Source organism: Streptomyces sp. NBC_00388 (assembly GCF_036061255.1).
Lineage (GTDB): Bacteria > Actinomycetota > Actinomycetes > Streptomycetales > Streptomycetaceae > Streptomyces.
In genome coordinates this window covers 1,605,259-1,630,000 of record NZ_CP107948.1, presented here as the reverse complement: position 1 = coordinate 1,630,000, position 24,742 = coordinate 1,605,259, and the positions used below count along the sequence as shown (strand labels likewise).

General features: G+C 70.2%; 20 protein-coding genes, 2 rRNA genes and 1 pseudogene (1 of these 23 cut by a window edge). 17 read left to right on the top strand and 6 right to left on the bottom strand.

Annotated elements, in window-relative coordinates:
• From OG917_RS07455 to OG917_RS07440, 4 genes and pseudogenes are all read left to right on the top strand, one after another.
• Positions 1–2,919, top strand: a 23S ribosomal RNA gene (locus OG917_RS07455) (it extends 205 nt beyond the left edge of the window).
• A gap of 111 nt (positions 2,920–3,030) precedes the next feature.
• Positions 3,031–3,147, top strand: a 5S ribosomal RNA gene (rrf, locus tag OG917_RS07450).
• A 966-nt stretch (positions 3,148–4,113) separates the two neighbouring features.
• A pseudogene (locus OG917_RS07445) lies at positions 4,114–4,662 on the top strand (DEAD/DEAH box helicase); the annotation flags it as partial.
• Positions 4,654–5,460 carry a tetratricopeptide repeat protein gene (locus OG917_RS07440; protein WP_328321714.1) on the top strand — a complete coding sequence of 269 codons (807 nt, stop codon included), beginning with the start codon at positions 4,654–4,656 and terminating at the stop codon, positions 5,458–5,460. The pseudogene OG917_RS07445 and the gene OG917_RS07440, both read left to right, overlap by 9 nt.
• Positions 5,461–5,624: 164 nt before the next feature.
• On the opposite strand, the gene OG917_RS07435 is transcribed toward OG917_RS07440, so the two are convergent.
• On the bottom strand, positions 5,625–6,920 hold the full coding sequence (locus tag OG917_RS07435) for a DUF1015 domain-containing protein (protein WP_328316745.1): 1,296 nt from the start codon (positions 6,918–6,920) through the stop codon (positions 5,625–5,627).
• A 67-nt stretch (positions 6,921–6,987) separates the two neighbouring features.
• On the opposite strand from OG917_RS07435, the gene OG917_RS07430 reads away from it, so the two are divergent.
• From OG917_RS07430 to OG917_RS07415, 4 genes are all read left to right on the top strand, one after another.
• Entirely contained in the window at positions 6,988–8,016 is a 1,029-nt protein-coding gene (locus tag OG917_RS07430; protein ID WP_328316744.1) for an HAD hydrolase-like protein, read from the top strand.
• Between the two features lie 108 nt (positions 8,017–8,124).
• Positions 8,125–9,171 carry a FecCD family ABC transporter permease gene (locus OG917_RS07425; protein WP_328316743.1) on the top strand — a complete coding sequence of 349 codons (1,047 nt, stop codon included), beginning with the start codon at positions 8,125–8,127 and terminating at the stop codon, positions 9,169–9,171.
• Positions 9,168–10,205: a FecCD family ABC transporter permease gene (locus OG917_RS07420; protein ID WP_328316742.1), complete on the top strand. Its 1,038-nt coding sequence runs from the start codon at positions 9,168–9,170 to the stop codon at positions 10,203–10,205. The genes OG917_RS07425 and OG917_RS07420 overlap by 4 nt, the downstream gene beginning before the upstream one ends.
• A 20-nt stretch (positions 10,206–10,225) precedes the next feature.
• Positions 10,226–11,035: an ABC transporter ATP-binding protein gene (locus OG917_RS07415; protein WP_328316741.1), complete on the top strand. Its 810-nt coding sequence runs from the start codon at positions 10,226–10,228 to the stop codon at positions 11,033–11,035.
• On the opposite strand, the gene OG917_RS07410 is transcribed toward OG917_RS07415, so the two are convergent.
• Positions 11,019–11,366: an SCP2 sterol-binding domain-containing protein gene (locus OG917_RS07410; protein WP_328316740.1), complete on the bottom strand. Its 348-nt coding sequence runs from the start codon at positions 11,364–11,366 to the stop codon at positions 11,019–11,021. The genes OG917_RS07415 and OG917_RS07410 overlap by 17 nt on opposite strands.
• A gap of 42 nt (positions 11,367–11,408) precedes the next feature.
• Here OG917_RS07410 and OG917_RS07405 point away from each other — a divergent pair, with 42 nt between their 5' ends.
• From OG917_RS07405 to OG917_RS07380, 6 genes are all read left to right on the top strand, one after another.
• Positions 11,409–11,702: a hypothetical protein gene (locus OG917_RS07405; RefSeq protein ID WP_328316739.1), complete on the top strand. Its 294-nt coding sequence runs from the start codon at positions 11,409–11,411 to the stop codon at positions 11,700–11,702.
• A 7-nt stretch (positions 11,703–11,709) separates the two neighbouring features.
• Positions 11,710–12,525: a TlyA family RNA methyltransferase gene (locus OG917_RS07400; RefSeq protein ID WP_328316738.1), complete on the top strand. Its 816-nt coding sequence runs from the start codon at positions 11,710–11,712 to the stop codon at positions 12,523–12,525.
• 110 nt (positions 12,526–12,635) lie between these two features.
• Entirely contained in the window at positions 12,636–13,529 is an 894-nt protein-coding gene (locus OG917_RS07395) for an NAD kinase (RefSeq protein WP_443058919.1), read from the top strand.
• An 89-nt stretch (positions 13,530–13,618) separates the two neighbouring features.
• Entirely contained in the window at positions 13,619–15,361 is a 1,743-nt protein-coding gene (gene recN, locus OG917_RS07390; protein WP_328316736.1) for a DNA repair protein RecN, read from the top strand.
• A 194-nt stretch (positions 15,362–15,555) separates the two neighbouring features.
• Positions 15,556–16,326 (top strand): hypothetical protein, encoded by a 771-nt coding sequence (locus tag OG917_RS07385; protein WP_328316735.1) that lies wholly within the window; start codon positions 15,556–15,558, stop codon positions 16,324–16,326.
• Positions 16,327–16,474: 148 nt separating this feature from the next.
• Positions 16,475–17,593, top strand: a complete 1,119-nt coding sequence (locus OG917_RS07380; RefSeq protein ID WP_328316734.1) for a glycosyltransferase family 4 protein — start codon at positions 16,475–16,477, stop codon at positions 17,591–17,593.
• 102 nt (positions 17,594–17,695) lie between these two features.
• Here the strand turns inward: OG917_RS07380 and OG917_RS07375 are convergent, their stop codons facing one another.
• Positions 17,696–19,285: a PucR family transcriptional regulator gene (locus OG917_RS07375; RefSeq protein ID WP_328316733.1), complete on the bottom strand. Its 1,590-nt coding sequence runs from the start codon at positions 19,283–19,285 to the stop codon at positions 17,696–17,698.
• Positions 19,286–21,059: 1,774 nt separating this feature from the next.
• Between OG917_RS07375 and OG917_RS07365 the strand changes: the two genes are divergently transcribed.
• Genes OG917_RS07365 through OG917_RS07355 form a run of 3 tightly spaced genes read left to right on the top strand, consistent with a single transcriptional unit; the run spans position 21,060 to position 23,400 of the window.
• Positions 21,060–22,013 carry a helix-turn-helix domain-containing protein gene (locus OG917_RS07365; RefSeq protein WP_024494954.1) on the top strand — a complete coding sequence of 318 codons (954 nt, stop codon included), beginning with the start codon at positions 21,060–21,062 and terminating at the stop codon, positions 22,011–22,013.
• A 14-nt stretch (positions 22,014–22,027) separates the two neighbouring features.
• On the top strand, positions 22,028–22,489 hold the full coding sequence (locus tag OG917_RS07360) for a cupin domain-containing protein (protein WP_024494953.1): 462 nt from the start codon (positions 22,028–22,030) through the stop codon (positions 22,487–22,489).
• Positions 22,486–23,400, top strand: a complete 915-nt coding sequence (locus OG917_RS07355) for an NADP-dependent oxidoreductase (RefSeq protein WP_328316732.1) — start codon at positions 22,486–22,488, stop codon at positions 23,398–23,400. The genes OG917_RS07360 and OG917_RS07355 overlap by 4 nt, the downstream gene beginning before the upstream one ends.
• Before the next feature lie 11 nt (positions 23,401–23,411).
• Here OG917_RS07355 and OG917_RS07350 read toward each other — a convergent pair whose 3' ends face one another.
• Genes OG917_RS07350 through OG917_RS07340 form a run of 3 tightly spaced genes read right to left on the bottom strand, consistent with a single transcriptional unit; the run spans position 23,412 to position 24,495 of the window.
• Complete coding sequence (locus OG917_RS07350) at positions 23,412–23,828, bottom strand: hypothetical protein (protein WP_328316731.1); 417 nt, start codon at positions 23,826–23,828, stop codon at positions 23,412–23,414.
• Positions 23,825–24,121 carry a hypothetical protein gene (locus OG917_RS07345; RefSeq protein WP_328316730.1) on the bottom strand — a complete coding sequence of 99 codons (297 nt, stop codon included), beginning with the start codon at positions 24,119–24,121 and terminating at the stop codon, positions 23,825–23,827. The genes OG917_RS07350 and OG917_RS07345 overlap by 4 nt, the downstream gene beginning before the upstream one ends.
• Entirely contained in the window at positions 24,118–24,495 is a 378-nt protein-coding gene (locus OG917_RS07340) for a TnsA-like heteromeric transposase endonuclease subunit (protein ID WP_240799408.1), read from the bottom strand. The genes OG917_RS07345 and OG917_RS07340 overlap by 4 nt, the downstream gene beginning before the upstream one ends.
• Positions 24,496–24,742: the final 247 nt, after the last annotated feature.

Here is a 24,742-nt window from a genome sequence, read left to right as displayed (position 1 = left end):
CAGTACCCTCAGGAAGAGAAAACAACCGTGATTCCGGGAGTAGTGGCGAGCGAAACCGGATGAGGCCAAACCGTATGTGTGTGATACCCGGCAGGGGTTGCGCATGCGGGGTTGTGGGATTGCACTTCAACAGTCTGCCGGCTGTTGGGCAAGTCAGAAACCGTTGGTGTAGGCGAAGGACATGCGAAAGGTCCGGCGTAGAGGGTAAGACCCCCGTAGCTGAAACATCAACGGCTTGCTTGTGTGACTCCCAAGTAGCACGGGGCCCGAGAAATCCCGTGTGAATCTGGCGGGACCACCCGCTAAGCCTAAATATTCCCTGGTGACCGATAGCGGATAGTACCGTGAGGGAATGGTGAAAAGTACCGCGGGAGCGGAGTGAAATAGTACCTGAAACCGTGTGCCTACAAGCCGTGGGAGCGTCGCTCATATTCTTCGGAATGTGGGTCGTGACTGCGTGCCTTTTGAAGAATGAGCCTGCGAGTTAGCGGTGTGTAGCGAGGTTAACCCGTGTGGGGAAGCCGTAGCGAAAGCGAGTCCTAATAGGGCGTTTGAGTTGCACGCTCTAGACCCGAAGCGGAGTGATCTAGCCATGGGCAGGTTGAAGCGGCTGTAAGAGGTCGTGGAGGACCGAACCCACCAGGGTTGAAAACCTGGGGGATGACCTGTGGTTAGGGGTGAAAGGCCAATCAAACTCCGTGATAGCTGGTTCTCCCCGAAATGCATTTAGGTGCAGCGTCGTGTGTTTCTTGCCGGAGGTAGAGCACTGGATAGGCGATGGGCCCTACCGGGTTACTGACCTTAGCCAAACTCCGAATGCCGGTAAGTGAGAGCGCGGCAGTGAGACTGTGGGGGATAAGCTCCATGGTCGAGAGGGAAACAGCCCAGAGCATCGACTAAGGCCCCTAAGCGTACGCTAAGTGGAAAAGGATGTGGAGTCGCAGAGACAACCAGGAGGTTGGCTTAGAAGCAGCCATCCTTGAAAGAGTGCGTAATAGCTCACTGGTCAAGTGATTCCGCGCCGACAATGTAGCGGGGCTCAAGCGTACCGCCGAAGTCGTGTCATTTCAGCAATAGGGCCAACGCCCGCTGGGATGGGTAGGGGAGCGTCGTGTGCCGGGTGAAGCAGCCGCGGAAGCGAGTTGTGGACGGTTCACGAGTGAGAATGCAGGCATGAGTAGCGATACACACGTGAGAAACGTGTGCGCCGATTGACTAAGGGTTCCTGGGTCAAGCTGATCTGCCCAGGGTAAGTCGGGACCTAAGGCGAGGCCGACAGGCGTAGTCGATGGACAACCGGTTGATATTCCGGTACCCGCTTTGAAACGCCCAATACTGAATCCTCTGATGCTAAGGCCGTGAAGCCGTCCTGGAGCCTTCGGGCAAAGGGAAGTGGTGGAGCCGCTGAACCAAGGTGGTAGTAGGTAAGCGATGGGGTGACGCAGGAAGGTAGTCCAGCCCGGGCGGTGGTTGTCCCGGGGTAAGGGTGTAGCCCGTCATCCAGGTAAATCCGGATGGCACATGGGGTGAGACCTGATGCCGAGCCGATTGTGGTGAAGTGGATGATCCTATGCTGTCGAGAAAAGCCTCTAGCGAGTTTCATGGCGGCCCGTACCCTAAACCGACTCAGGTGGTCAGGTAGAGAATACCGAGGCGTTCGGGTGAACTATGGTTAAGGAACTCGGCAAAATGCCCCCGTAACTTCGGGAGAAGGGGGGCCATTCCTGGTGATCTGTTTTACACAGTGAGCTGGGGGTGGCCGCAGAGACCAGCGAGAAGCGACTGTTTACTAAAAACACAGGTCCGTGCGAAGCCGTAAGGCGATGTATACGGACTGACGCCTGCCCGGTGCTGGAACGTTAAGGGGACCGGTTAGTGATCTTTCGGGGTTGCGAAGCTGAGAACTTAAGCGCCAGTAAACGGCGGTGGTAACTATAACCATCCTAAGGTAGCGAAATTCCTTGTCGGGTAAGTTCCGACCTGCACGAATGGCGTAACGACTTCTCGACTGTCTCAACCATAGGCCCGGTGAAATTGCACTACGAGTAAAGATGCTCGTTTCGCGCAGAAGGACGGAAAGACCCCGGGACCTTTACTACAGTTTGATATTGGTGTTCGGTTCGGCTTGTGTAGGATAGGTGGGAGACTTTGAAGCGGCCACGCCAGTGGTTGTGGAGTCGTCGTTGAAATACCACTCTGGTCGTGCTGGATGTCTAACCTCGGTCCGTGATCCGGATCAGGGACAGTGTCTGATGGGTAGTTTAACTGGGGCGGTTGCCTCCTAAAGAGTAACGGAGGCGCCCAAAGGTTCCCTCAGCCTGGTTGGCAATCAGGTGTTGAGTGTAAGTGCACAAGGGAGCTTGACTGTGAGACCGACGGGTCGAGCAGGGACGAAAGTCGGGACTAGTGATCCGGCAGTGGCTTGTGGAAGCGCTGTCGCTCAACGGATAAAAGGTACCCCGGGGATAACAGGCTGATCTTCCCCAAGAGTCCATATCGACGGGATGGTTTGGCACCTCGATGTCGGCTCGTCGCATCCTGGGGCTGGAGTCGGTCCCAAGGGTTGGGCTGTTCGCCCATTAAAGCGGTACGCGAGCTGGGTTTAGAACGTCGTGAGACAGTTCGGTCCCTATCCTCTGCGCGCGTAGGAATATTGAGAAGGGCTGTCCCTAGTACGAGAGGACCGGGACGGACGAACCTCTGGTGTGCCAGTTGTCCTGCCAAGGGCATGGCTGGTTGGCTACGTTCGGAAAGGATAACCGCTGAAAGCATCTAAGCGGGAAGCCTGCTTCGAGATGAGTATTCCCACCCCCTTTGAGGGGTTAAGGCTCCCAGTAGACGACTGGGTTGATAGGCCAGATGTGGAAGCCCGGTAACGGGTGGAGCTGACTGGTACTAATAGGCCGAGGGCTTGTCCTCAGTTGCTCGCGTCCACTGTGTTGTTCCCAGGCCACGAACGGTCGTGCCGGCGGAACTTGTTTCACTTACTTAACTGAAGAGTGTGCTTGTTCGCTAGAGCCCAAATAGGGTTTCGGTGGTCATAGCGTTAGGGAAACGCCCGGTTACATTCCGAACCCGGAAGCTAAGCCTTTCAGCGCCGATGGTACTGCAGGGGGGACCCTGTGGGAGAGTAGGACGCCGCCGAACAATCTTTGAAGGACCTTTGGTCCCAGCGTTCAACGCTGGGACCAAAGGTCCTTTTTTTATTTCCCGAAGCGCGTCGGATGACCGATTGCGTGAGAATGACTGCGGTACCCGAAGACAGGAGCCCCACCCATGTCCACCAACTCTCCCGACGACCGACCGGAACGCGAGCCGCGTCGCCGGGACGGCGGTGACCAGGGCGGATTCCGCGGTGGTCGTGACAACCGATCCGGCGGTCCGAGCCGGGACAACGACCGTGGCGGCTTCCGGCGTGACGACAGCCGGGGTGGCAGTCGTGGCAACAGCACCGGCGGTGCCGGCGGCGGTTTCCGCGGTGGGCGGGACGACCGTCCGGCCGGCGGCCCGCGCCGTGACGACCGTGGCGGACGCCCGGCAGGCGCCGGCGGTGGCTTCCGCGGCGGTCGTGACGACCGTCCCTCCGGCGGCCCGCGCCGTGATGACGACCGCGGTGGACGTCCCGGTGGCAGCGGCGGTGGATTCCGCGGCGGTCAGCGGGACGACCGTGGTGGCCGTCCGTCCGGAGGCGACCGTGGTGGGCGTCCCGGTGGCAGTGGCGGTGGCTTTGCCCGGCGTGATGACCGGCCTTCCTTCCGTCGTGATGACAGCCGTGATGACCGGTCGTCGTTCCGTCGTGATGACAGCCGTGGTCCGCGTCGTGATGACGATCGTGGTGGACGTCCCAGCGGTGGCGGCGGCTTCGAGCGCCGTGACGACCGTGGTGGCCGTCCCTCTGGTGGTGACCGTGGCGGGTACCGCGGCGGTCGTGACGACCGTTCGTCCAGCGCTCCGCGCCGGGACGACGAGCGCGGCGGTTTCCGCCGTGACGACCGTCCCAGCAGTGGTGGCTTCGAGCGCCGTGACGACCGTGGCGGCCGTCCCTCCGGCGGCGACCGTGGCGGGTACCGCGGCGGTCAGCGCGACGACCGCGGTGGCCGTCCCTCCGGTGGTGACCGTGGCGGCTTCCGCGGCGGTCAGCGTGACGACCGTGGTGGTGACCGTGGCGGATTCCGCGGCGGTCGTGACGACCGGCCGTCGGGTGGCCCGCGCCGCGATGATGACCGTGGTGGGCGTCCCGGTGGCAGTGGCGGTGGCTTTGCCCGGCGTGATGACCGGCCTTCCTTCCGTCGTGATGACAGCCGTGATGACCGGTCGTCGTTCCGTCGTGATGACAGCCGTGGTCCGCGTCGTGATGACGATCGTGGTGGACGTCCCAGCGGCGGCGGTGGCTTCGAGCGCCGTGACGACCGTGGTGGCCGTCCCTCTGGTGGTGACCGTGGCGGGTACCGCGGCGGTCGTGACGACCGTTCGTCCAGCGCTCCGCGCCGGGACGACGAGCGCGGCGGTTTCCGCCGTGACGACCGTCCCAGCAGTGGTGGCTTCGAGCGCCGTGACGACCGTGGTGGCCGTCCCTCCGGCGGCGACCGCGGAGGGTACCGCGGCGGTCAGCGCGACGACCGCGGTGGTGACCGCGGCGGGTTCCGCGGCGGTATGCGTGATGAGCGCGAGCGGGACCGCGAGCCGGTCAAGCGGCTTCCCATTCCGGAGGACGTCACCGGCCAGGAGATCGACAAGGACGTACGGCAGGAGCTGATGAGCCTGCCCAAGACCCTCGCCGAGGATGTCGCCAAGAACCTGGTGATGGTCGCCCGGCTCATCGACGAGGATCCCGAAGAGGCGTACGAGTACTCGCGGATCGCCCTGCGGCTGGCCTCGCGGGTCGCCGCCGTGCGTGAGGCGGCCGGGTTCGCCGCGTATGCGACGCAGAAGTACACGGAGGCGCTTGCCGAATTCCGTGCCACGAAGCGGATGACCGGCACGGTCGACCTCTGGCCCGTCATGGCCGACTGCGAGCGCGGCCTTGGCCGGCCCGAGCGGGCGATGGCGATGGCCGGAGAGCCCGAGGTCCAGAAGCTCGACAAGGCCGGACAGGTCGAGATGCGTCTGGTCGCCGCCGGCGCGCGCCGTGACATGGGGCAGATCGACGCGGCGATCGTGACGCTCCAGAGCCCGGAGCTCGCGTCCAGCTCCGTCCAGCCGTGGACCGCCCGGCTGCGCTACGCGTACGCCGACGCGCTGCTGGCGGCCGGACGCGAGGACGAGGCCCGCGAGTGGTTCGCGAAGACCATCGAGTCCGACAAGGACGGCTCGACGGACGCCTCGGACCGGCTCGCCGAGCTGGAAGGCGTCGAGTTCGTCGACGTCGAGGACGAGTCGGACGATGCGTCCGACGAGCCCGCGGCCGGTGCCCCGCAGCAGAGCCGGAGCGACGAAAGCACCGACGACGACCGAGACTGATCCCACCGGGCCGGTGCGGACCGCGGGTCCGCCCGGCCGGGCGGACCGGGCATCCGGTGAACCGGGAAGCAGTCCACCGGACAAGAAGAAGGGCCGTACCCCGGGAAGCCGGGGTGCGGCCCTTCTCGCGTGGCGCGGAGTTCGACGCGGCCCCCGCGGCAGGCTCAGTCGAGGGCGAGGCTGCGCAGCACGAGCCCGGTCGCCGGTTTCGGGCCGAACGAGGTCGACTTGCGGGGCATCGTGACCCCTGCGCGGGCCAGCTCCCGGACGACCTCCTCGCGTACGGGATGCATCAGGACAGCCGTGCCGCCCAGGCGTTCCGCCTGCTCGACTGCCGCGTCCGTGGCATGGATGTACGCGATGTGCTCGGGTGCGTCGGGGACCGACCAGACCTTGTCGAGGAGTGTGTGGTGCAGGACGGTCGCGTCGAGGGTCCGCCACGCCCCGGGATGGTCCGTGGGAACCGTACGGGCCACCAGATCCTCCGCCGGACGGTCCACGAGGTGGAACCTGCCGTCCCCGGCGAGCAGGAAGGCGTTGCCCGCGGCGGCAGCGTCGGCGAGGGCTTCCAGTCCTTGCGGCAGCGTGTCCAGCGTGCGGATCCGGAAGGCGCCGTCGAGCGCCGTGAGCGCCTCCCCGACCGGCAGCCGGCGCAGCACCCGGTGGATGGCCCGGACCTGCAGCGGATAACGGACCGTGTCGATGAGGAGCACCAGCCCGTACCCCCACGGGCCGGGCCCGGGGTGCTCACCGCGCAGCCGGAGGTAGGTCGCCCACCGGTGGTGCCCGTCGGCGATCAGGGCCTGGCGGTCGGCCAGGTCATCCTGCGCCTCCGCGATCTCCGCGGGGTCGGTGACCGCCCACAGCCGGTGGCTGAAGCCGTCCTCGGTGACGGTCGCGAGCAGTGGCGGGCCGGTTATCGTCCGCTCGATGAGGGCAGTCGCACCCCCTCTGCCCGCGGTTCCCTCCGCCGCGTTGTCGCTGCGGTACGTCAGCAGAAGCGGTTCGAAGTTGACGGCCGTGGTCCGCATCAGCGCCGCCCGGTCATCGACGATGTCCGCCATCACATCCTCGTGCGGGAGGACCACGCCCTCCTCCGGGGTGGAGAGGGCGAGCGCGCCGATCAGGCCGCGCTGGAGGACGCCGTCCCTGCTCTGCTCGTACACATAGAGGGCGGCCTCGGGGTCGGCGGCCAGGATGCCGTCCCTGAGCCAGTCGGCGAGGGTCGTCGCTGCCTTCTCGTTGCGGGCGGCCGGGGTGCCTGCCTGCGGCAGGATCAGCCTCACGATGTTGTGCGGATCGGCAGACTCCAGGTGCAGCAACCCGTCCGGCCTGACCACGACGTCGTACGGGGGAGACGTGACGGCCGCGAGGCTGCCGACGCGTTCGGGTACGTAGCGCACTCCGCGGAAAGGGAAAAGGCGCAGTCCGTTGTCCGCATGCCGACCACTTGAAGTCATTGGTGCATGGTATGTGGGGATCCGTCATACGGGATGATCGACAGAAGAACAGCCAACGAGGAGTGCGATGACCCGCCAGACCAGGACCAGCCCAGACGGCATGAGTACGGCTCTGAGTGAGACGTACGACACAGCCTTGCTCGACCTGGACGGGGTGGTGTACGCGGGCGGCGCCGCGATCGGCCACGCTGTCGAGTCGCTGGGGACCGCGCGGGACGGCGGGATGCACCTCGCGTACGTCACCAACAACGCGCTGCGGCCCCCGGACGCGGTGGCCGCGCACCTGACCGAGCTGGGGGTGCCCGCCGAGGCCGCCGACGTCATCACGTCGGCCCAGGCGGTGTCCCGGCTGATCGCCGATCAGGTCCCCTCCGGATCCCGGGTGCTGGTCATCGGAGGGGAGGGGCTGCGGGTCGCGCTGCGCGAACGCGGCCTGGAACCGGTGGACTCCGCCGACGACTCACCGGTTGCGGTGGCCCAGGGATACGGGGGCCCCGACATGACCTGGGCACGGTTCGCCGAGGCCGGATACGCGATCAACAGCGGTCTGCCGTGGTTCGTCTCCAATACGGATCTGACCATTCCCAGTGCACGGGGGATCGCCCCCGGAAACGGCGCCGCGGTCGAGGTGGTCCGGATCGCGACCGGGGCGGAGCCGCAGGTGGCCGGGAAGCCGCTGCCCCCGATGCACCGGGAGACCGTGCTGCGCACCGGCGCCGAGCGGCCGCTGGTCGTGGGGGACCGGCTGGACACCGACATCGAGGGCGCGTTCAACGGGGAGGTGGACTCGCTGCTGGTCCTGACCGGGGTGACGGACGGGGCGCAGCTGCTGGCCGCGCCGCCGGAGCACCGGCCGACCTATGTGGACGCGGATCTGCGCGGGTTGCTCACCGGGCAGCCCGAAGTGACCGCAGAGGGCGGCACGTTCAGGTGCGGCGGATGGACCGCATCCGTACGGGACGGTGAGCTGGCCGTCGAGGGTGAGGGGGAGAGCCTGGACGGGCTGCGGGCGCTGTGTGCCGCGGCCTGGACAGAGGCGGGCGACGGTACGTACGGTCGCGACACGGGCAAGGTGCTCTCGCGCGTCGGTCTCTGATGTGCGCCGCGGGGCCGGGCGCCGCGGGGTCGGGCGGGCCGGTTCGGCGGGGCTTTCCGGCCGGCTCCCACCCGGCACGGAATTGCCAGGGTAGGCTAACCTAACCACGTGTTGGTCGACAGTCCCTCCAGACAGAGCGCGGAGCAAGCTCCCGCGCCCCCCAAGCGCAACGCGGCGCGCGCCGCCGGGCTGCTGCTGTCGCTCGCCGTACTGCTTCTGGTCGTCGTCGCGAGTATCGCCGTGGGCGCCAAGGCCGTGCCGCTCGGCGACGTGTGGCACGGCCTGGCGCACGGCTCGGGCAGCGGCAACGACGTCCTGATCCGGGATGTGCGCATACCGCGCACCGTGCTGGGGCTCCTGGTCGGGGCCGCGCTCGGCGTCGCCGGGGCCGTGATGCAGGCGCTCACCCGTAATCCGCTCGCCGAGCCCGGCGTCCTCGGTGTCAACGCCGGGGCGTCCGCCGCCGTGGTCTCCGCGATGAGCTTTCTCGGCGTCAGTTCCTTCACGGGCTATGTGTGGTTCGCCTTCGCGGGCGCTGCCGTGGTCTCGGTGCTCGTGTACGTGCTGAGCGGAAGCCGGGGGGCCACCCCGGTACGTCTGGCGCTCGCCGGAACCGCGGTCACCGCGGCGCTGTTCGGTTACGTCAACGCCGTACAGCTCCTGGACTCGGCCGCGCTCGACCGCATGCGCTTCTGGACCGTCGGTTCGCTGGCCTCGGCGACGTCGGGCACCGTCTCGGACGTGTGGCCGTTCGTGGCGGCCGGCCTGCTGATCGCCCTGCTGCTCGGGCGGCCGCTCAACGCCATGGCGCTGGGCGACGACACGGCCAGGGCCCTCGGCGCGCATCTGACGCGCACCCGGGTGCTCGCGATGATCGCCGTCACCCTGCTCTGCGGTTCGGCGACCGCGGCATGCGGGCCGATCGTGTTCATCGGGCTGATGGTCCCGCACATCGTCCGGGCCATCACAGGACCCGACATGCGCTGGACGCTGCCGTACGCGGCGGTCCTCTCGCCCGTTCTGCTGCTGGGCACCGATGTCATCGGCAGGATCGTGGCCCGGCCCGCCGAACTCCAGGTCGGCATCGTGACCGCTCTCATCGGCGGTCCCGTCTTCATCTTTCTCGTACGCCGCCGGAGGATGACCCAGCTGTGAAAGCGATCCATGCGATACGGACCCCGGGCGGGCTCTCCCTGCGGGTCGACGTCAGGGCCACCGTGGTCGTCGTCGTGCTGGCCGTCGTCGCGCTGGCGGCCGGCGTGGTGCTCATCGGGAGCGGTGACTACCCGATCGCGCCCGCGGAAGTGATCCGTACCCTGCTGGGCGGAGGCACCACGGCCCAGGAGTTCATCGTCAACGACCTGCGGCTGCCCCGGGCGCTCGTCGGTCTCCTCGTCGGGGCCGCGCTGGGCGTCGGAGGCGCGGTCTTCCAGTCGATCTCCCGCAATCCGCTGGGAAGTCCGGACGTGATCGGCTTCGGACAGGGCGCCGGCGTGGGCGCGCTGTCCGTGATCGTGCTCTTCCACGGCGGGGCGACCGCTGTGGCCGGCGGCGCCATCGCCGGCGGCCTGGTCACCGGCATCGCCGTGTACGTACTGGCGTGGAAGCGCGGGGTGCACGGTTACCGGCTGGTGCTCGTCGGCATCGGCGCGGCCGCCATGCTCACCGCCTGCAACAGCTACCTGCTCACCAAGGCCAATCTGGTCGACGCGACCCGCGCCGTCGTCTGGATGACCGGCTCGCTCGACGGCCGTGACTGGTCGCAGGTCTGGCCGCTGCTGGTCGCCTGCGTGGTCCTGATACCGCTGGTCCTGGGCTACGGACGCAACCTCAGGATGCTGGAGATGGGCGACGACGCCGCGTACGCCCTGGGCGTGCGGGTCGAGCGGACCAGGCTGGTGCTGATGCTGGCCGCCGTCCTGCTCACCGCGGTGGCCACCGCCGCGGCCGGCCCGATCGCCTTCGTCGCGCTCAGCGCCCCCCAGCTGGCCCGCCGGCTGACCCGCTCCCCGGGCGCCAACCTGCTCCCGTCGGCCTTCATGGGCGCGGCCCTGCTGGTCGTCGCCGACTGGATCGCCCAGCGTGCCTTCGGTGACCGGCAGCTTCCGGTGGGGGTGGTGACCGGGGTGCTCGGCGGCTGTTACCTGCTGTGGCTGCTGGTCTCCGAACGCAAGGCAGGACGGATCTGATGACTACCAGGAGTACGACCATGCAGCGACTCACCGCCGAATCGGTCACCCTCGGCTACGAGCAGCGGACGATCGCCGAGAATCTCTCGGTCGAGATCCCCGACAACTCCTTCACCGTCATCGTCGGCCCCAACGCCTGCGGCAAGTCGACGCTGCTGCGCGCCCTGTCGAGAATGCTGAAGCCCTCACAGGGGCGGGTACTCCTCGACGGTCAGGCGATCGGCTCGATGCCCGCCAAGAAGGTCGCCAGGACGCTGGGACTGCTTCCGCAGTCGTCCATCGCCCCCGACGGCATCACCGTCGCCGACCTGGTGGCCCGCGGCCGCTACCCGCACCAGGGCCTGCTGCGCCAGTGGTCGCCCGAGGACGAGCGCATCGTCAAGGAGTCCATGGAGTCGACGCGGATCGGGGAGCTCGCCGACCGCTATGTGGACGAGCTCTCGGGCGGCCAGCGCCAGCGCGTCTGGATCGCGATGGCGCTCGCCCAGCAGACCCCGCTGCTGCTGCTCGACGAGCCGACGACCTTCCTCGACATCCAGCACCAGATCGACGTGCTCGACCTCTGCGCCGAACTCCACGAGGCACAGGGCCGCACCCTGGTGGCCGTACTGCACGACCTCAATCACGCCGCGCGCTACGCGACGCACCTCATCGCCATGCGGGACGGCGCGATCGTCGCAGAGGGGCCGCCCGCCGATGTGGTCACGGCCGCGCTCGTGGAGAAGGTCTTCGGACTGCGCTGCCAGATCATCGACGACCCCGAGACAGGAACACCGCTGGTGGTGCCCGCGGGGCGCAGGGCGCGCACCGCTGCTACAGCAGTGTCCTGAGCCGCAGCAGATCGCGGAAGCCCGCTTCGAGCCTGACCCGGCCCGAGCCCCAGGCCTTGGCGAAGTTCAGCTCGCCGCCGACCAGGGCCACCAGATCGTCGCCCTTCATCGCGAGCCGGATCTCCGCCTTCGCGGGCGGCGGGCCCTCGACGGTGTCGAGCACCTGGATCCGGCCGTCCACCAGACGCCCGGTGAAGGTGGTGTCGAGGTCGGTGATGTGGCAGCTCAGCGAGCGGTCCAGCGCCGCAGCGCCGCGCACCTGGCTGTTCGCCTCTGTCATGTTGTCCGAGAGCCTGTCGAGGGCGCTGCGGCACTCTTCTGTCGTCGCCATCGTGATCGACCGTACCGCAGCGCTTCGGGGTAGCGTCTGGGCATGAGTGACGCGATGCCGGAGCCCTCCGGGGTGCAGGCCGGGAGCCCGGACGGCCAGGACGGGACGGGCCACGGCCCGGCGCCGCTGGGCGTGGTGCGCACGCCCACCGGGAACGCCGGGGTGGACCGGGTGCTGGAGCGGCTGGCCGACGCCGGCCACCTCGCTGCCGACGGACATGTCGAGGTGTACGAAGATGTACACCGGGGGCTGCGTGAGGCGCTGGACGCGCTGGACGCACCGCCCGGACCTCCGGTCCCGGCCCGTGGCCCCGTCCCTCACAACAGCAGGAGCTGAACCGAACGTGGCAGGAGTGGCACGCCGGCGTCTCGACGCCGAGCTGGTCCGCCGGAGTCTCGCCCGCTCGCGGGAGCACGCGAGCCAGCTGATCGCGGCGGGGCGGGTGACCGTCGGCGGCGCGACCGCGACCAAGGCGGCCACTCAGGTCGAGACGAGCGCCGCCGTTGTCGTACGCAAGGACGACACCGACCCCGACTACGTCTCGCGCGGAGGGCACAAGCTCGCCGGTGCCTTCGCGGCCTTCAGCCCGCTCGGACTGCGGATCGCGGAGCGGCGGGCGCTGGACGCGGGGGCATCCACCGGCGGCTTCACCGACGTCCTGCTGCGGGCGGGCGCCGCCCGGGTGGTCGCGGTGGACGTCGGCTACGGACAGCTCGCCTGGTCGCTGCAGAGCGACGACCGCGTCACCGTCAAGGACCGTACGAACGTACGCGAGTTGACGCTGGAGGCGATCGGCGGCACACCCGTGGACCTCGTCGTCGGCGACCTGTCGTTCATCGCGCTGGGGCTGGTGCTGCCCGCCCTGGTGCGGTGCGCGGGACCGGACGCCGACCTGGTGCTGATGGTCAAGCCGCAGTTCGAGATCGGCAAGGACCGGCTGGGCAGCGGAGGCGTGGTCCGCAGCCCGGAACTGCGGGCGGAGACCGTGCGGACGGTGGCCGGGCAGGCCGCCGCGCTCGGCCTGGGCGTGCGGGGCGTCACCGCCAGCCCGCTGCCCGGGCCCTCGGGGAACGTCGAGTACTTTCTGTGGCTGCGGGCCGACGCGCCCGCGCTCGACCCGGCGGACGTGGAGCGTGCAGTGGCGGAGGGGCCGCAGTGACGGATGCAGCAGCACCATCGGCAGTTGACCCGGCGGCGTGGGGAGTGACACCCGGTGTGGCACCGGGGCCGGCAGTGGAACAGGCGGCGGAACCGGCGACGGCGCCCCCCGTGGACCGCACGGTCTTCCTGCTCGCCCATACCGGGCGGCCCGCAGCCATCCGCAGCGCCGAGCGCGTGGTGGAGGGGCTCCTCAAGAACGGCCTGCGGGTCCGTGTCCTGGTGGCGGAGGCGGCGGATCTGCCGCTGCCGCCCTCCGTCGAACTCGTTGCCGAGGCGACCCCCGCCTGCCTGGACGGCTGTGAGCTGCTGATCGTGCTCGGCGGCGACGGAACGCTGCTGCGCGGCGCCGAGTTCGCGCGTGCGTCCGGGGTGCCGATGCTCGGCGTCAACCTCGGCCGGGTCGGCTTCCTCGCCGAGGCCGAGCGCGACGACCTCGACAAGGTCGTCGACCGGGTCGTCACCCGGTCGTACGAGGTCGAGGAGCGGATGACCGTCGACGTCCTCGTGCACAACAACGGCGACATCGTGCACCGGGACTGGGCGCTGAACGAGGCCGCCGTGCAGAAGACCGAGCCCGAGCGGATGCTGGAGGTCGTCCTGGAGATCGACGGCCGTCCGGTGACCGGGTTCGGCTGCGACGGGGTCGTCTGCGCCACCCCGACCGGGTCGACCGCGTACGCCTTCTCGGCCGGCGGACCGGTGATCTGGCCGGAGGTGGAGGCGCTGCTGATGGTGCCCATCGGAGCACACGCCCTCTTCGCCAAGCCGCTGGTGACCTCGCCCACCTCCATCCTCGCGGTCGAGGTACAGCCGCACACCCCGCACGGCGTCCTGTGGTGCGACGGGCGCCGCTCGGTGGGTCTGCCCGCTGGGGCGCGGGTCGAGGTACGCAGGGGCGCCGTGCCCGTACGGCTCGCGCGGCTGCACCACGCGTCGTTCACCGACCGCCTGGTGGCCAAGTTCGCGCTGCCCGTGGCGGGCTGGCGCGGCGCGCCGCACTGAGCTCCGCAGGCCCGTGCCGGACCTCCGGCACGGGCCGGCCGGAGCCCGCGCCGGCCGGGCCGCGTCGCACGGGGCCCCGGAAACCTCGTATGGTCATGTGCGTGTTGGAGGAGATGCGGATACGGTCGCTCGGAGTCATCGACGACGCTGTGGTGGAGCTCTCACCCGGATTCACGGCGGTGACGGGCGAGACCGGCGCGGGCAAGACCATGGTCGTGACCAGCCTGGGGCTGCTGCTCGGCGGGCGCGCGGACGCCGCCCTGGTGCGGCTCGGTGCCAAGTCGGCGGTGGTCGAGGGGCGGATCGTGCTGCCCCCTGGCGCGCCGGCCGCGGTACGGGCCGAGGAAGCCGGCGCCGAACTCGACGAGGGCGCGCTGCTCATCAGCCGGACGGTCTCCGCCGAAGGGCGCTCGCGGGCGCACATCGGCGGGCGTTCCGTGCCGGTCGGGCTGCTCGCCGAGATCGCCGACGAACTGGTCGCCGTCCACGGACAGACCGACCAGCAGGGGCTGCTGCGCCCGGCCAGACAGCGCCAGGCCCTCGACCGGTACGCCGGTGAGGCGGTGGCCGGCCCGCACACCGAGTACGCGGCCGCCTACCGGAGGCTGCGCGCCGTCGCCGCCGAGCTCGACGAACTGACCACCCAGGCGCGTGAGCGGGCCCAGGAGGCGGACCTGCTCCGCTTCGGGCTCGACGAGATCGCCGCGGTCGAGCCGCTGCCCGGCGAGGACACCGAACTGGCAGCCGAGGCCGAACGGCTGGGGCACGCCGAAGCACTCGCCTCCGCCGCTTCCGCCGCGCACACCGCGCTCGCCGGCAACCCGGAGGACCCCGAGAGCGTCGACGCGACGACACTGGTCGCCGGGTCGGGGCGGTCTCTCGACGCGGTGCGCACCCACGATCCCGCGCTGGCCGCGCTGGCCGAGCGGATCGGTGAGATCGGCATCCTGCTCGCCGACGTGTCGGGGGAGCTGGCCGGTTACGCGGACGACCTCGACGCCGACCCCCTGCGGCTCGCCGCCGTGGAGGAGCGCAGGGCGGCGCTGACCCAGCTGACGCGGAAGTACGGCGAGGACATCGCAGCCGTGCTGGCCTGGTCGGAGGAGAGCGCGGCCCGCCTCGGCGAGCTGGAGGGCGACGACGAGCGGATCGGCGAACTGACCGCGGAGCGCGACGCGCTGCGCGCGGAGCTGTCCGGTCTCGCGCAGGCGCTCACCGACGCGCGGACCGAGGCTGCCGAGCGGTTCGCGGAAGCCGTCACCGCCGAACTCGCCTCACTCGCCATGCCGCACGCACGGGTGACGATCGACGTCCGGCAGACCGATGACCCCGAAGGAGTGGAAGTCGGCGGGCGGACCGTCGCCTGCGGCCCGCTCGGCGCCGACGAGGTGGAACTGCTGCTCGCCCCGCATCCGGGTGCGGCAGCCCGCCCCATCGCCAAGGGGGCGTCCGGCGGTGAGCTCTCCCGGGTGATGCTCGCCGTCGAGGTCGTCTTCGCGGGGTCCGACCCCGTACCGACGTACCTCTTCGACGAGGTCGACGCCGGAGTGGGCGGCAAGGCGGCGGTCGAGGTGGGCCGGCGGCTCGCCAGGCTGGCCAGGAACGCGCAGGTGGTGGTGGTGACGCATCTGCCGCAGGTGGCAGCGTTCGCCGACCGTCAGCTGCTCGTCGAGAAGACCAACGACGGCTCGGTGACCAGCAGCGGTGTCACGGTCCTGGAGGGCGAGGACCGGGTGCGGGAGCTGTCGCGGATGCTCGCGGGCCAGGAGGACTCGGAGACGGCCAGGGCGCACGCCGAGGAGCTGCTGGCCACGGCGCGCGCGGACGGCTGAGCGACAGCCGGGGCAGGGAGCGCGGTCCGGCTGCGGAACGGCCGGAGCGGGGAGCGCGGCCCGGCGCGGCCCGGCGCCGCCTGGCGACTGGCCGCCCCGGTGGAGCCGCCGGGAGGGAGGTCCTGCGGGGCTCCGGACCGGCCGGTCCAGGGCTGCCCCTGGGCCCTTCCGGTACGCCGCCTAGGGTGGGGCGCATGACGAGACACGGCGCCAGGACCACCGCACTCCTCGCCTCGTACGGCGCCACCCGCGCCGCCGCGACCGGGCTGCGCCGCAGGCTCCCGGGAGGCGCCGCGCGCTGGGAGCGCACCAACTACGCCGGGCGCACGGTCGAGCTGTGCGCCGGTCCGGCCGCCACCGTCGGTGCGGCGCTCGGCGTCGTCGCCGGGACCCTCCCGCCCCGCACCCGCGGGGCCGCAGCCCTGGCCGTGCTCGCCGCAGGGGCCTGTGGCGCGTACGACGACACCGCGGGGGCGGGCGATCCGCGCCGCGGCTTCCGCGCCCACCTCGGCGCGCTGAGCCGCGGCGAGCTCACCAGCGGTGCGGTGAAGCTCCTGGGTATCGGTGCGGCGGGTCTCGCCGCGGGCGTACTGCTCAAGGAGCGCCCCGCCGACCGGATCCTGGCCGGCGTGGTCGTCGCGGGCGCCGCCCACGCCGTCAACCTGGTGGATGTGCGCCCGGGACGGGCCGCCGTCGCCGTACTGGCGCTCGCGGCGCCCGGCCTGCTGCGGCGCGGCCCGGCCGGCGCGCTCGCCGCCGCACCGCTCGGCGCCGCCGCCGCGGTCGTCATCGACGACCTGGCCGAACAGACCATGCTCGGCGACGCGGGGGCACACGCCCTCGGCGCGGCCCTCGGCGTGGCTGTCGTCGCGGGCAACGGACGGGCCGGACTCGTCGTCCACGCGGCAGCGGTCGTCGCCGCCGCCGCGTACGGTGACAAGGTGAGCCGCGCGGCAGCCTGTTGAGCCGCAGCTCGCCCATGCGGGTGACAGCCCCGGCGCGTTGACGTGGCGGCACAGGGGCTCGTCCTCCCGGAGCGTGCCCGCACCCGCGTACGGGCTGGCATCCTGGGGCGCACACACCCGTCCGACGCCGACTCAGGAGCTCCGGTCAGTGAGCAGCACCCAGGTCCCGCCGTACGGCCGTTCACCTCTCCGCGCCGTCCAGGTGCTGGGCGGGGGCAGTGCCGGCAGCGGCGCACATGTCCGGTCGATCACCGGCGGCCTGGTCGACCGGGGGGTGCACGTCACCGTGTGCGCCCCCGCCGGGCTGGAGCGCGACTACGGCTTCAGCGAGGCCGGCGCGCGCGTCGTGCCCGTACCCCGGCGCGGTGATCCGGCGTCGATCGCCGCGCTGCGCGCCGCCTGCCTGCGGGCCGATGTCGTCCACGCGCACGGCCTGAACGCCGCCGTACGGGCCTCGTTGGCGCTCAGCGGGCTGCGGCGGCCCCTGGTCGTGACCTGGCACACCCGGGCGCACGCCGAAGGGGCGCGGGGCCGGATGCTGCGGCTGATGGAGCGAAGATGCGCCAGGGCGGCGGCAGTTGTCCTCGGTACGTCGTCCGAGCTGGTCGACAGAGCCCGCAGCCGGGGGGCGCGCGACGCCCGGCTCGCGCCGGTCGCTGTCCCCGCACCCCGAGTGGGCGCCGGCGGTCCCGAGAGCAAGGCGCGCGCGGAACTGGGCGCGATGGACCGGCCCCTGGTGATGACGGTGGGCAGCCTTGTCGCGCACCACGGCTACGGGACCCTGCTGGACGCGGCCCGGCTCTGGCAGCACCTCGACCCGGTACCGCTGCTGGTGATCGCGGGCGAGGGCGAGGAGCGTGCCGCCCTGCAGAGCCGTATCGCCGCCGACGCCCTGGCCGTCCGGCTCGTCGGGAGCCGGGAGGACGTGGCTGAACTGCTCGCCGCCGCCGATGTCGCTGTGCTGTCCAGCCGTTGGGAGGCCAGGTCCCTGCTGGCGCAGGAAGCGCTGCGGCTGGGGGTGCCACTGGTCGCCACGGCGGTCGGTGGGGTGCCCGAGCTGGTGGGCGACGCCGCTGAACTCGTGCCGTACGGGGAAGCGGAGGCGCTGGCCGCACGGGTGATCGCGCTGCTGGCCGACCCCGTACGCAGGGGAGAGCTGGCCGCGGCGGGCCGGGCCCAGGCCGCGAGCTGGCCCACGGAGGACGAGACGGTCGCGCAAGTGCTCAGCGTGTACGACGAGTTGACCGAATCAGCCGGGCGCCACTGAGAGTGCGACGGCGCTCCCCGTCGGGGGAGCGCGACATTCCGGCTGCCCGCGCCCCGGTGACCTGATGCGGCACGTCCCGGGCGCTCCGCCCCGGGCGCCCGGTCACGGGGTGTGCCTGCGGGCCCGGAGCGCCAGGCTCAGGGCGAGTACCGTCTGCGGGTCGTCCAGATCGGTGCCGAGGAGTTCGGCGATCCGCGCCAGCCGGTTGTAGAGCGTCTGGCGGTTGAGATGCAGCTCGCGCGCCGTCTCCGCCTTGCGGCCCGCGTGCGCCAGATAGGTCTGCAGGGTGGGCAGCAGCGCGGGCCGCGAGGTGCGGTCGTGCTCGCGCAGCGGGCCGATCGCCCGGTCCACGAAGGCTGCCAGGTCCGGCTGGTCGCGCAGCCGCCACAGCAGCAGATCGATGTCCAGGCGCCGGGCGTCGTACCAGGGGCGGTCGGGCAGCCCCTGTGCCGCGGTCGCCGTCTCGGCGGCGTGCCGCAGCCCGGCCGATGCCGCCGCCCAGCCGCCCGCCACCCCCACCACGACGATCGGGGGATGTGCGCCGGCCCGCTCCAGACCGGCGCGCGCCACACCGGCCCGCAGGGCGACGGCGACCCGGTCGGCCACCGTGGCGCGCTCCGACTCCGTACGCAGACCGAGGAGCAGCGGGACCCGGCCCTCCACGGGGCGTACGCCCAGGAGGACCGGTACCCCGACGGAGCTCAGCTCCTCCAGGACGGCGCGGGCCAGCACCGCCCAGTTCCCCGAGGGCGACAGCTCGGCGGCCAGCCGCATCACCACCGGCAGCAGCGGGCCATCGCCCGGTCGGAAACCGAGGACCCGGGCCTGCGCGGGCGCATCGTGCGCGGAGACCCGGCCCTCGGCCAGATCGGTCAGGAAGTCGCCCCGCCCGCGCGCGGCCAGCTCCTCCTCCTGGCGCGCCTGCATCAGGACGACGGCGAGGATCCCCGCGGTCCGCTCGGCGGCCATCCGGTGTACCTGGGCCAGCGGCGCCGACACCGGCAGCAGAGCCAGCCTGGCCCGTACCGACCCGGTACCGGAGGCGCTGCCCGCCACGTCCACCAGGACGGCGCCCGCCGGGCGGTGCCCGCGCAGCCCCTCCCAGACCTGGAGCGGCTCGCCCTGGCCCGCGGCGTACAGCAGCTGTCCGTCGGGGGTCTCCAGGAAGACCGGGTTGGCGGTGAACTCGGCGAGGATGGAGAGCACCTGCGGCACTCCGCCACCGCCGAGCAGCGCCTGGGTGCACCGCCGGTGCACCTCGTCGGCACGCTGCACCAGTGCGTAGTGCCCGTTGACGATCTCGGTGTGGACCTCCTCCGTCACCGAGACGAAGGGCACCTCGCGGTGCAGCTGTACGAGCGGCAGGCCGGCCGCCCGCGCGGTCTCCACGAGCGTCGAGGGCAGCCGTGAGAAACGCGGGCCCAGCTCGACCACGAGGGCGGCGATCCCGCGGTCGGCGAGCCTGCGGACGAACGCCCGCTGCTCGGCGGGGCGGGTGCCGAGCCCCAGGCCCGTGGTGAGCAGCAGCTCGCCCCCCTTCAGCAGCGAGGCGATGTTCGGCACCTCACCGGCGTGCACCCACCGGACGGTACGGCTGAGCCGGTCGGCGCCCGCGACGACCTCGGGCAGCCCACCGCGCAGTCCTGGCAGCTCAAGCGCCCGCTGCACTGTGATTCCGCCCTGGTTCTCCATGAGGCCGGACGCTACCGGAAGCCGTCCGCAGGTTCCCGTGAGCCATGTCGTTCTGCAGCGCGTTGCGACCGTGGTTCCGTGAGGCCATGCCCGACATGCTCCGCCGGCGACTGCGAGGATCTCCGGATACTCGGACGGCTGCTGCAGGAGGAGGCCTTCGGCGTCATGGTCACGGACCGGACAGTGCCCGCGCCCGGGGCTCAGCGGCTCGGTCAGCGGCTCCCCGCCCGGCACGGTGTGGACCTGCGACGGTTTGTTCGCTGCAATGGGAGGCGTCCATCCTGATACGGCAGGCTGCGGCGTCGCACCTGAGAAGCGTGTCCTCTGGAGCTGCAGTGACCTGCACTTTCAGGCCGGATTCCGCGGTCGTGTCAGTGACACAGTCCCGCTTCCGTGTCATTTTCCTCAGCGAACGGAAGAGCCAACGGCCGCTCACTGATGGCAACTCCAGTCGGCGGACCTCAGCCCGTGACGCCGCAGCCGCTGGTCATTGACCTGAACCTCTGGATGGGGCCAGGCTGTGGCCAGGCGCGAAAGATCGCCATCCTCCGGCAGGGGCACCGAACCCAGCGACTCGTCCGGCTTGAAATGGGCCGGCGTCCCGGTCGTGCCATCGACCTCGACGGGTTCAAGGTCACTGACGGGAACGCCGTGTTCGTAGCGCTGGGTCCAGGCCCCATTGAGGCGACGGTTGGTGTGGACTAAGGGCTGTCCCGTAATCCCTGGTGGATCAGCGCGGGGCGTCAGATGCGGTGCATCGCAAGGCGGAGGGGCGCTCGCATACTGGATGTATTCGGGCGTTCCGACAACGCGGCGAGGCGCCGTAGCTGTCGTCGTGCGCCCGCCGGGGATTACGGGACAGCCCTTAGGGCGTGTCCTGTAGGTCGGCACGCAGCCATAACACGATGGCGGCGATGATGATTTCTGAGCGGTAGCAGGTGACGCGTTTGGCGTGGCGGGTGGCGATCGCGCGGAACTGTTTGAGTCGATTGAAGCAGCGCTCGACGACGTTGCGGCCGGTGTAGCGCTCGGGATCGAAGGCGGGTGGGCGTCCGTCGCGGGAGCCCTTGGCTTCGCGGCGGGCGATCTGGTCGCTGCGTTCCGGGCTGGTGAACGCGATCCCGCGAGCTCAACAATCGACAGGCTCCGCTGATCGACATCCACGCCGTTTGAACAGAGTCCCGATTTCACCCACCTCGCCAGACCGCGCGGGGTTACACCGAGTGACCGGCCTCGAACGTCGAAACGATGCCGCCGACCGCAGATCGGCAGGTCCGATCGGTCCGAGCGTCGGTGCCGTTCCCATTCCCGGCTTCCCGGCGTCGTGCGCGCATAACGCTGGGCTGACCGGCAAAAGAGACACTCGTTCATGCGATCACGAAGACCACGCGCGATCCTCGCTGCCGCGTTCTTTGCGGCGGTGACTGCGGTGGTGCTCACCAGACGTTACCGGCCGGCGCTCAAGACGACGGGGCTTCGCAACCCGGTACCCGGCCGGCGGTTATGGGTGTCGGCAGGCCGGCCGTCACAGCCGCGTCCACCAGCGGACTCCAGTTGATCGCCAACGAGCGTGAACACATCTCGAAGTCCATCGCGGCGGTTACCACCGATTCCGATATCGGTGCTGCGCTCACCGTTCGGCCGTCGGTCGCCGGCGCGACTGATCCGTCCACCGCGTGCACCAGAGCCTGGTAGAGCAGATGCGGGCCGGCGCCGCTGTAACCCCCCGCCGAACACCGTGCCTGAGCAGAAGTGTCGCCGTTATCATTGACCGGTGATCGGCAACCTTGAGTCGTTCCAGGACGAGCTGGCCGCCAGCGGGTTTCCGCCGCTGATCAACAAGCTGGCCGGGGCCGGCTTCCGGGGCGGGATCGCCACCCGTGACCTCGGGCCGCTGCGGCTGGTCTCCCTCGACACGCCCGAGAGCGCCTGCATCGGGCGGGAGCGCGACGCCTCCGACGGCGAGAACCTGGCGGTCAAGGTGATGACCCGGGGCCGGACGCGGATCGAGCAAGGGCGCGGCGACGCCGAACTCGGGCCGACCGACCTGGTACTGCTCGATCCCACGCGTACGCTCCGGTTCGAGAGCACCGCCTCGGCGCACGTCACCATCCTGGTTCCGCGCCGGGAGCTTCGGATCCGGCCCGCGCAGATCGACCGGCTCATCGGCGTACGCATCGACGGCAGCCACGGCCCGGGCGCTCTCGTCTCCGTGCTGGCCCGGCAGTCGGCGTGGTCGGCGACCGAGTTCCGCGAGGCGGAGGCGCTGCGGTCGGCGGCGGCCGTCGTGGAGCTGATCGCGGTCGCACTGGAGGCCCGGCTCGGCGACGAACAACCGGCCGCGGACGAGTGGCTGCGGAGCCGGATCGCCGGCTACATCGAGACCCGGCTGGCCGATCCCGATCTGTCCCCGCCTGGCATCGCCGCCACCCACAACATATCCGTACGCCGGCTGCACAAGCTGTTCGAGGACCAGCCGCTCACCGTCGCGGCCCTGATCCGCCGTCGCCGCCTGGAGCGCTGCCGGGCCGAGCTGACCGGAAGCGGACGTACGGTCACCGCCGTGGCGGCCCGGTGGGGATTCTCCGATCCCACCCATTTCAGCAAGCTCTTCAAGGCGACGTACGGCTACAACGCCCGTGCACTGGTAACCAGCAACCGTGCACAGACGACCAAGACGCGCACAGCCGGCCCGGACAAGGATGGTGGTGACCAAGGCAGGCAATAGCAATAGGAGAAGTCGTGGCGAAGGTAAACATCGTCCGCCCCGGTGAGGGCGAGATCCTCGGCAGCGGGGCGCAGCAGATCCGCATCCTGGAGAACGGCGAGCACACCGACCACCGGCTGGGGTTCGCCGAGGTCACCATTCCGCCGGGCACCCCGAGCCCGTTGCAGCATCGCCACGCCCAGCATGACGAGGGCTTCTACGTGCTGGCGGGAACTTTCCGGTTCACCGTCGGCGAGGACCAATACGACGCCGGGCCGGGCACCTGGGTCATCGTGCCGACCGGGGCGCCGCACACGTTCGCCAACGTCGGCGACGAGAACGCGGTCATGCTGAACACCTTCACGCCGGACCTGTATGTGCAGTACTTCCGCGACTTCAAGGCCATGATCGATTCCGGGCAGCCGGTCAACGCCGAGACCATGCAACCGCTCTGGAAGAACTACGCCACCGAGATCTCGAACGAATACGCCTCGTGAAGCGCCTTCAATACGACCGCTACGGCGGCCCGGAGGTGATGCGGCTCGCTGAGTTCGAGCCACCACGCCCGGGTCCGGATGAGGTTCTCGTCCGCGTCCGAGCGGCGGCTTCCAACGCGCTGGACTGGAAGATGCGCAACGGCGAGATGAAGCTGATGACCGGCCGCTCCTTTCCCCGGGCGATGGGGCACGACTTCGCCGGAGTCGTCGAGGCGGTCGGCGCCGGCGTCACCCGCCTGAAGGCCGGCGACGCGGTACTCGGCCGGGCTCGGTTCCGGCAGGCGGGGGCGTTCGCCGAGATGGTGACGGCCCCGGAGAAGGCGGTCGTGCTCAAACCGGTGGACCTTTCGTACGAGCAGGCAGCCGCCCTGCCGACCGTGGGCGTGACCGCCTACCAGGCCACGGCGGAAATCCGGCCCGGGCAGGCGGTCTTCGTCAACGGGTACCTGGGCGGGGTGGGCCGGGCCGCCGCCCACTTCGCCCAGGCGCGGGGAGCCTCGGTCGCCGGCAGCTGCCGCAACCCTGCGGCCGACGAGGCCCACGAGCTCGGCGTCGAGCCGGTCGTGGGTTTCGGCTTCGACCCGGCCGCCCTCGCGGAACGGTTCGATCTCGTCCTCGACACGCCCGGCATGCTTACCTTCGCCGCGGCCCGAACGCTGCTGAAGCCCGGCGGAACCATCGTCGACATCGTCCCAACCCCGGCCAAAATGATCAGAAGCGCACTGCCCGGCCCGTTCCGGGCGATGATGGGCCGACCGGTGACCGCCGACCTGGAGGAGGTGGCCCGGACCCTGCGCCTGCCCATCGCCCGTACGGTCCCGTTGGCCGAGGCGATTCCCGCCCTGACGGAGCTGGAGCGCGAGCAGCGCCCGAAGGGCGGCAAACTGGTCATCGCCATGGCCGGAAGCTGAGCCGGGCCGAGCTAGGGCGTGTCCTGTAGGTCGGCACGCAGCCATCCTTGGTTCCGTGGCCCCGTGGCGTGGATCGCAGCGACTACGGCTTCACCGATCTGGGTCAGTTTCATCGGTGATGCCGTGGTTGTACGAGTGAGAAGTGGGTGTCCGATCTCGCGACGCAGTCTTCCAACTCTCGTGATCAGGGCCGTGCGGGCCGCGAGGTCCTCGTCATCGGCGGCAGACGGGCCTGACCTATCGTGGATCAGCTCGGCGCGATCGCAAGTCAGCAGCTCGCGCAGTGACATCCTGGCCAGCCGGTCGCGCCCGTCCTTGAGGACGACCTCCATGCCCGTGGCCAGGCTGGCGAACTCCACGACCTCGACCGTCTCGCCGTCCAGCCGGAAGTGCGTCCCGACCCCCAGCTTCGTCCCCGCCCCGCTCATGCTGCCCTCCGCAACACGTGGCCTGTGCTCAACGGCCGGTCCAGCGCGGTCGTCACATGCCCGGACCACAGCAGGTACAGCACCGCCGACTTCGCCAGCGGCCGGGGACACTCCGGCCGCAGCCGGAAGGCGTCGCCCAGCGACATCCCGTCCAGGTCCACCGCCCGCAGCGCGGCCACCAGGTCAGGGTCGAACAGCCAGGCGCGGCGGTAGCCGGCCAGGAACCGGACGTTTTCCAGCACGTGCGGATCCGGCTCGCTCCACACCTCGTTCTGCCACCCGCGCGAAGTCACGGCCTCCTGCGTCCAGGCGAAGGTGAAAGCGACTTCCGGCTTCTCAAGTCGGTGCCGCGGTTGACGTCCACGACCACCGGACCGTCATCCGTCAGCAGCAGGTAGTCCGGGATGTGCTTGCGGACCTTGCCATCAACGCCGGCCTTGAGCAGGAACGGCTGGGCGACGATTTGCCGCACCTCGGGAGCGAAGCCGGCGAACAACAGCCGCCCCAGCTCCAGCCGCGACTCGTAGATCACATGATCGCCCACGGTCGCCGACCAATACGTGCCCGAATAGTGCTGCTGCCCCTTGAACCAGCGGAACGTCCGCCACGGCCGGGCCTGCCGCAGCAGCCCGAGCGGCACCGATGGCCACTCCAGGTCCTCCACCACGGACTCGTCACCACGCCGGACACTCAGCCGTACCGGCGCGGCCACCGCTGTACCCATCGGACCACCAACCCCGCGTTTCTCCAGGCAGCCTCGCCAGCCGCCGAACGCTGGGGTCCTGCCCCGGCCACGCCCGCAGACGCCGCCCGGGGCAGTCCTGTACAAAAAGTGGGGAACTACTGGCTCACGAGGCATGAATCCCATGCCCGCGTCCTACTGGCCACGCAGTGGACACGGCCGGTGGGAAAAG